The following is a 7,530-nucleotide window of genomic DNA, read 5'->3' on the forward strand; positions in this document are numbered from 1 at the left end:
CAACGGGTCTACGTATAGCAATACCTGCTAATGACATATATCTTTCACCTCACTTTATTTTATTTTAGTTTAATTTTAAAATAAAAATTGAAATGGAAATCAAAATATACACAAAATTTCAAATTTTTGTATCAAATACAATAAAAAATTTAAGACATAAATGCGATACAAAAATGCTAAACTATAAAATACAACATTGAAGGAGGAGATTTTTATGATATTAATAGTTGAAGATTCTTTAGTTATAAGAAAACTAATTGTAGAGATATTAGCAGAAAAAAATATACCTACAATGGAAGCTATCAATGGAGAGCAAGCTTTAAAACTTATGAAAAAAAACATATTTGATTTAATTATTGTTGATATAATGATGCCCAAAATAAATGGACTAGAGTTAACTAAAATAATCCGAGAGTTTTCAAATGTTCCCATTATATTTTTAACTGCTCTTTCTGATGAGAAAAATCAAGTGCAAGCATATAATTCAGGAGCTGATGCGTATATAACAAAACCCTTTTCACCATATATTCTTCTTTCTATTGTTGGAAGATTTTTTGAAAAAAAAGAGATTGTAAAAACTATTGGAAATTTAGAGATTTTTTTCAAAAGTAAAAAAGTTCTTTTAAATAAAAAAGAGATTATTCTTCCTACTAAAGAGAGAGATATCCTATTTTACCTAGCTGAACATATGGGGGTTGTTAAAACAAGAGACCAAATTTTAAGTGCTGTTTGGGGATATGATTATTTTGGAGATGATAGATCTGTAGATAAGCATATTTCTAGATTACGAATCTTCTTAGAGGATGGAGGTTCCTATATAAAAACAATAAAAAAAATTGGATATAAATTTGAGATTTAAGGAGGAGTGATGAAACTTAAACCTAAGTTAATAATTATCTTATCAAGTATATTTTTTCTGACACTACTTTTAGATTTCTATTTAGGAAATCTATATTTCGAAAAATACTTTAGATTTGCTAAAATTAAATCTTTAGAAAAAATAGATTTTATTTCCAATGGCAGGTTAGATTTAGATAGATTAACACAGTATAAATTTTCTAAAAATACTGACGTTATTCTACTTAATAAATATACAAATAAGTTTGTTAAACAAAGCGATTTTACATATTTTATTTTAAAAAATACGCAGCAAAAAAACACTATTTTTTTAAGTCCATATATCAACAAAGTGTTTTTACAAAATAAATTCTCTTTAAATAAAAATGAAAAAATAACAGTAAAAGCCATTAAAATTTTCAATAACTATTTAATGGCTTATGAGATTGAAAAAAAAGATGAAACAATAAAAGATTTTGATATTAATCTTAATAAAAATAAAACTGTTACTCTTTCTGGAGAGATCTATACAATGCCCCATAAAGGATTAGAAACAGCAAATGAGTTTTTAGAACTCTATCCCTATCTAGATTTAACAGCTATTCAAAATAGGTCTGTAGAGCTAAAAGATAAAAGAAGATTTCAGTTAATAACTAAGGATATCGATAGATTTAAAGTTTTAATATTTTATAAATTTAAACCAGTTAATGAGATATTTCCTATGTTAAAACTCTATTTTGCAATGAAAATAGGACTTCTTATTTTAGTCACTGTTTTTTTAGGATTTCTCATTGAAAAACTTATTATTAAACCGATTGTTTCTCTAGCTAACAACACCAATAAGATTGGTAGCTTTAATCATAACTTTTCTTTAAATTACTCATCTAATGATGAGATTAGTTATCTTTATAGAAATATTAAAAGAATGACTGAAAAATTAGAAAGTATAATCTATTTTTATAAAAAAGAAAATCAAGATAATATAAAATCTAAAATAGAGTTTGAAAATGAACTAAAACTTTTTATGCATGAGATTAAAACTCCTTTATCTGCTATAATTGGTTTTACTGATCTCTTTTTAGAAAAAAACGAATCTGAAAATATAAAAATAGTTAATGAAGAGGGTAGACGTATTTTACGATTAGCTAATGAACTTATACATAAGAAAAATGTCACAAATCAAATCTCTTTAAATAAAGAGATTTTTAATATTGCAGAGTTAACAGACCTTATTTTAAAAATTTATGAAAACGAGTTACAAAATTTAAAAGTTATATTCTCTTCACAAAATATCTTTGTGCATGCTGATAAAGAGAAGATAAAACAGGTTATTATAAATCTTTTATCAAATGCCATAGAACATGCAAACTCTTTAATAAGTATAGATATTGATGACAGTATTGAGGGAAAGATTAAATTTACAATTGAAAATGATGGAGAAAAATTAAGTGCTACAAATTTAAATAATATCTGGAAAAAATATTATTCAACTAAAAATAGTCATGGAAGAGGACTTGGGTTATATATAACTTCAGAGATTATAAAGCTGCATGAAAATATATATGGAGTAGATTTAACTGAAAATGGAATAGCTTTTTATTTCTATCTTAATAAAAATGAATAAAGTATCCCCTGCTTCCTACTTTAAGGAAACAGGGGATATTTTCAATCTTTTAATTTGTTGGAGCTGGTTCTTCAGTTTGAGATTTTAAAATAGGTTGACTCTCTGGATTCGTATGTAAATCATCACTTCCAGTTCCAGAATCATTACATGCTGCAATTAAACATATTAAAAAAATTCCAAATCCTATTTTTAAAATTTTATTTTCCATACATATCCTTTCTTTAAATAATACTACAGTAACAAGTTGTATGTTTTATTAATACCTCAGAATCCATTGTTTCTCTATAAAGTTGTAACTTTTCTTTTAAAAACTCATCACACAATATACACCCTTTAGGTACATCAATAGAACTAAATATCTCATCAAAAACTCCCAATCGTATTGGTATATTTTTATATCGTTCATTAGCTTCTATTAAAAGTTTATTTACAGTCCAAATATTTAATGGTGTATATCTTCCAACTTTATAAAGTTCATATACTTTAGTATTATACATAATACATCCAGATTTTAATTCAATATATGAAGCTCCTTTTTCTATAACAAACTCCATACTTTTTAAAGTTTCATCATAAGCTTTTTTATCAGTGATATTTTTAATCGGGGGCTTTATAAAAATATATACTAGAGCTTTTATATTTTCACTTTGCAAAATATGCATAGCTAATTCAAAACTGTTATTACTAATACCTTTACTTAATACTTCATTTCTTACTTTTTCATTATAAGTTTCTACTCCTATTGCTACAATTAAATTTTTAGCTTGTAACAAAAATTTTAATCTTTGTATATTCTCCTTTGTTATAAATTCAGGTCTACTTTCTATATAAATATCTCTAATCATAGTTTGTGTATTAATAAAACTTAAAATTTCATCTTGGACTTCATCTTTAATTTCAAAGAATGATCCTCCTACATAGAAAAACACTCTTTTAATATTAATATTTAAATATTTTTTGTATTCAACTTTAACTATCTCTATTAAGTTACAGCAATATTTTCTAGTAATCTCATTTATAACATCTTGAAATCCACAATGATAACAACCACCTAAAGTCCTAGCCCAAAAACATCCTACAGGTAGAAAAAAGACTAGTTCATTTTCAACTTCATTACTTTCATAGTTTCCAACTTTCCTAATATAACTTAGTTCTATCTCTCTTCCTCTCAATATATCCTCTTTTTTCTCTACTCTATTCATAGCTAACTCCATTTATAGATTATCATCCCAACCATTCTTTATTGTTGTGTCAATTTCATAACACAGAAAGAAACAATCTTTATTATTTTATATACCCACCCAATAATCTTTTAGGATATTTTTATGTTCAAAATCTAAATGTTAAATTTATATCCTAAGGATAAAGTAACTCTAGAGTAATCTAAATCTTCTTTTTTTCCATTTTCAGGTTCTATTTTTGCAAAAGTTATTTGGTACATAACATCTGTAAAGAAGTTATTGTATTCTACTCCTACTCCTATTCCACCATATGCACCGTTATTAACTTTATTTTTTGCTGTTTCTTTAAAGTTAAAAGCATATCCTAAATTTCCCTTTAAATATGGAGTCACTTGGCTATCTAAATTAAAATCATATTTAAGAGTCATATAAATTGGAACAGAATCATACTTTCCCATAGATGAATCCTTATTTTTAGAGTTTAGTTGATATCCTGTTCCAGCACCTACCTCTAAGTAATCTGTTATATCTCTAGTTATTTCAACTCCAAAAAGATAACCTAAATCTTTAGTTTTACCCTTAGAGTATTTTGAATATGTATCTCCTCCAAATCTTAAATATAGATTAGTAGTATCTTCACTGTTTTCTATCTCTATTACATCAGAGACTGTTGTTCCTTCCTCTTCCTCAATTAAAAAATCGTCTAATACTACTCTTTCTTCATTTACCACCTCTTTTTTTATCTCTGGCACAGCTGTTGGCACCTCTTTTCCTAAAGAACTTATTGCTAACAAACTGGCAAAAGATAGAGTTAACCCTCTCCTCAATTAGCATCCCTCCACATGACATATTTTTATTTCTAGTAGATTTTCAATTTCTAGTGTGGTTATTGTAACTTTTTTATTTCGTATTTATATCCTATTTTTAAAATTTTTTTATAAAAAAAAGATGATAAAAATCATCCTTTTAATTTTAATATTTTAGATATCTATGTCTAAATCATTTCTTACTAAATCCTCGTAAGTTTCTCTTTTAGAAACCAGGTAGCTACACCCACCCTTTACGAAAACCACAGCTGGTTTTAAAGCTTTGTTATAGTTACTGCTCATTGAGTGTCCATAAGCCCCTGTGCAACTAACAAGTACTAAATCTCCCTCGTCACATCTCCCTAACTTTGTATCCTTTATAATTACGTCTCCAGATTCACAACACTTCCCAGCTAAAGTCACAACTTCCTTTTTCTCCTCATTCAATCTATTAGCTACAACACTTTCATACTTAGCACTATAAAGAGCCGGTCTTATATTATCTGTCATCCCTCCATCTATAAAGATATACTTCTCTCCACCAAAGGTTTTCTTCTTTCCTCCCACTGTATAAAGAGTACTTCCAGCTTGAGCAACTATAGAACGCCCTGGCTCTATTGATACCTTTTCAATGGCAAAGTTCTCAGACTCTAAAGTTACCTCTAAAGATTTTACAATTTTTTTCATTAATTTTTTTAGATCTACATCTGTATCTTCCTCTGTATATCTAACTCCAAACCCTCCACCAAGGTTTATCTCAGGTATCTTTATGCCTAACTTTTCTGAGATCTCCTTTGTGAATTTAACCATAGTTTCTATACCCTCACCAAATGCTAACTCATCAAAAATCTGTGACCCTATGTGACAGTGAAAACCTAAAAAGTTAAGCTCCTCTTTTTCTACTATATCCCTTACAATCTCCACTATATCCTTATCAAAAATAGACTCTCCAAATTTTGATGTATGCTTTGCTGTTTTTATATACTCGTGAGTATGAGCATCTATTCCTATATTTAGTCTTAGCATTACATCTATTTTTTTCCCTAATTTTTTACAAATGTCAGCAACTCTTTTAGCTTCAAATCTATTATCTAAAATTATACTCCCTATCTCGTTACCTATACATATCTCGAGCTCTTCTAGAGACTTATTATTTCCATGCATATGAACTTTCTTAGGATTTATTTTAGTAGATAAAATTGTATGTAGCTCCCCTGCTGAAACAGCGTCTATATCTAACCCCATTTTATCAACTACTTGAACCATCCCTTTTGATAGATAAGCTTTTGAAGCATAAACAATAGTTGTTTTAAATTTCTCACTACAAAAGCCATCTTTTAAAGCTGTAATTTTTTTCTCCATAAGCTCTAAATCATATATATAAAGAGGTGTTCCATACTCTTTTTGTAACTTTGTTACTAAAACTCCACCAATCTCTAAAACTCCATTAACATCTTTCATAGTTCCTAAAAATTTCATATTAGCTCACCCTTTTCCTCGTAGTCTTTTAAAGCCATCTTACTATATTTAAATCCTATTATAATTAAAGGTACGTTTATATACACCATCATGATATTTGTTAAATCACTTATTATCCAAATATTATCTAACTCTGCTCCTGACCAAACACATGCTACTCCAAAAGGTATAAAAACTAGTGAAGATATTAGTTTCATAATATTTAAGAAAACCTTGTTTCTTGATATCTCTGTTGCTGATACCTCTATAAAAGCTATCATTCCCAAGATAGTTGAAAAAGCAAACATTCCATAGCATAGAGCAACTAAGAACTGAATAGGTTTCTCTAACATAGTAGGAGATAATACCTTTAACGATGTTATAAAGTAACCTAGTTTATCACTTCTTAAAGCTATAAAATCAAAACCATCTAAGTTCCAAAGATTAGCAATTATAACTAAAAATCCTGAGATTGTACAAATTACAAAAGTATCTACGAAAACTCCAAAAGATTGAATAAATCCTTGCTCCACTGGGTGCTTTGCATCTGCTGCTGCCGCTGCCATCGTTACAGTTCCCTGTCCTGCTTCGTTAGACATAAGTCCTCTTTTTATACCCTGTTGCAGGGCGATTCCCATAGCTCCTCCAAAGATAGCTTCAGGACTAAAGGCTCCTGCAAATACAGCACTAAAAAAGTATGGAACTTTATCTAAATTTATTCCTATTAAAAATAGTGCTATTACAAAGTATGTCACTGCCATTATTGGAACTATAAAGTCTGTAGCCAGTGCAACTCTTCTAATTCCACCAAAAATAATTACTGTTGTAACTAAGATAATAGTTAAACCTATTACAATGTATAGAGTATCGGTTCTAGCATAAACACTTCCTGTGATTTGACTAGCAACTGATCCAAATGCTGTAAACATATGAAATACTTGAGATGGCAGTGTAAATAGTGCATAAAAAATATATGCCACAGCTATTACAAAACCAACTGTTTTACTATTATTTAGTAATCTTCTACCATAATAAGCTATTCCTCCAACATAATCCTCACCATTTTTCTCTTTAAAAATTTGAGAAAGAGTAGCTTCTACAAAACATGTTGCCATTCCAAAGAACGCACTAACCCACATCCAAAATAGTGCTCCAGGCCCGCCTGCTAAAACAGCTCCTGTTACTCCCATTATGTTTCCTGGTCCAATTCTTGTGGCACTACTTAGTAGAAAAGAAGCCATTGGAGATATTCCAATTTTAGTTTCATTTTTTCTTTTTAAAATATCCACACTTCTTTTAAAATATCTAATCTGTACAAAATTCAGTTTTAATGTAAAGTACAGCCCACACCCTATTAGCAGTAAAATCGCTAGTGAAAACTCACCAATTATTGGGATATTTTTATAAAACTCAAAGTTTCTTGGAAACTCCCACAGAACATCCGTTATTGGATTTAAAAAACTAAAAACATCATTTACCCTACTTAAATAACTCATATTTAATTCCCACCTTTTTCATTTTTTACAATTTTTCATATACTTTATATTTTTCCAATAAAAAAAACTACCAAAAAAAATTTAATGGTAGTTTTTGTAAAATTTCACTATATGATATATAAGAAAAT

Annotated in this window: 7 protein-coding genes; 2 read left to right on the plus strand and 5 right to left on the minus strand. The window is 28.3% G+C overall.

Features of this window, described 5'->3' with window-relative positions; all coding sequences use genetic code 11:
• The first annotated feature begins 214 nt into the window (after window positions 1-214).
• On the plus strand, window positions 215-859 hold the full coding sequence (locus tag Q0V08_RS09515) for a response regulator transcription factor (RefSeq protein ID WP_297434238.1): 645 nt from the start codon (window positions 215-217) through the stop codon (window positions 857-859).
• A 9-nt stretch (window positions 860-868) separates the two neighbouring features.
• Window positions 869-2,461: a HAMP domain-containing sensor histidine kinase gene (locus Q0V08_RS09520; protein WP_297434239.1), complete on the plus strand. Its 1,593-nt coding sequence runs from the start codon at window positions 869-871 to the stop codon at window positions 2,459-2,461.
• Between the two features lie 49 nt (window positions 2,462-2,510).
• Here the strand turns inward: Q0V08_RS09520 and Q0V08_RS09525 are convergent, their stop codons facing one another.
• From Q0V08_RS09525 to Q0V08_RS09545, 5 genes are all read right to left on the minus strand, one after another.
• On the minus strand, window positions 2,511-2,669 hold the full coding sequence (locus tag Q0V08_RS09525; protein WP_297434241.1) for a hypothetical protein: 159 nt from the start codon (window positions 2,667-2,669) through the stop codon (window positions 2,511-2,513).
• 13 nt (window positions 2,670-2,682) lie between these two features.
• Window positions 2,683-3,663 (minus strand): hypothetical protein, encoded by a 981-nt coding sequence (locus tag Q0V08_RS09530; RefSeq protein ID WP_297434243.1) that lies wholly within the window; start codon window positions 3,661-3,663, stop codon window positions 2,683-2,685.
• A 134-nt stretch (window positions 3,664-3,797) separates the two neighbouring features.
• Window positions 3,798-4,469 carry an outer membrane beta-barrel protein gene (locus tag Q0V08_RS09535; RefSeq protein ID WP_297434245.1) on the minus strand — a complete coding sequence of 224 codons (672 nt, stop codon included), beginning with the start codon at window positions 4,467-4,469 and terminating at the stop codon, window positions 3,798-3,800.
• Between the two features lie 153 nt (window positions 4,470-4,622).
• The gene (lysA, locus tag Q0V08_RS09540) at window positions 4,623-5,927 is read right to left on the minus strand and encodes a diaminopimelate decarboxylase (protein WP_297434247.1); all 1,305 of its coding nucleotides are present in this window, start codon (window positions 5,925-5,927) and stop codon (window positions 4,623-4,625) included.
• The gene (locus tag Q0V08_RS09545; protein ID WP_297434249.1) at window positions 5,924-7,402 is read right to left on the minus strand and encodes an amino acid carrier protein; all 1,479 of its coding nucleotides are present in this window, start codon (window positions 7,400-7,402) and stop codon (window positions 5,924-5,926) included. The genes lysA and Q0V08_RS09545 overlap by 4 nt, the downstream gene beginning before the upstream one ends.
• Window positions 7,403-7,530: the final 128 nt, after the last annotated feature.

This window comes from uncultured Cetobacterium sp. (genome assembly GCF_947038635.1).
Lineage (GTDB): Bacteria > Fusobacteriota > Fusobacteriia > Fusobacteriales > Fusobacteriaceae > Cetobacterium_A.

What these genes read in the sequence shown, in the direction of transcription:
- Q0V08_RS09525 (WP_297434241.1), bottom strand. Translation starts at nt 2,669, where the DNA reads ATGGAAAATAAAATTTTAAAAATAGGATTTGGAATTTTTTTAATATGT.
- lysA (WP_297434247.1), bottom strand. Translation starts at nt 5,927, where the DNA reads ATGAAATTTTTAGGAACTATGAAAGATGTTAATGGAGTTTTAGAGATT.
- Q0V08_RS09530 (WP_297434243.1), bottom strand. Translation starts at nt 3,663, where the DNA reads ATGAATAGAGTAGAGAAAAAAGAGGATATATTGAGAGGAAGAGAGATA.
- Q0V08_RS09520 (WP_297434239.1), top strand. Translation starts at nt 869, where the DNA reads ATGAAACTTAAACCTAAGTTAATAATTATCTTATCAAGTATATTTTTT.
- Q0V08_RS09545 (WP_297434249.1), bottom strand. Translation starts at nt 7,402, where the DNA reads ATGAGTTATTTAAGTAGGGTAAATGATGTTTTTAGTTTTTTAAATCCA.
- Q0V08_RS09515 (WP_297434238.1), top strand. Translation starts at nt 215, where the DNA reads ATGATATTAATAGTTGAAGATTCTTTAGTTATAAGAAAACTAATTGTA.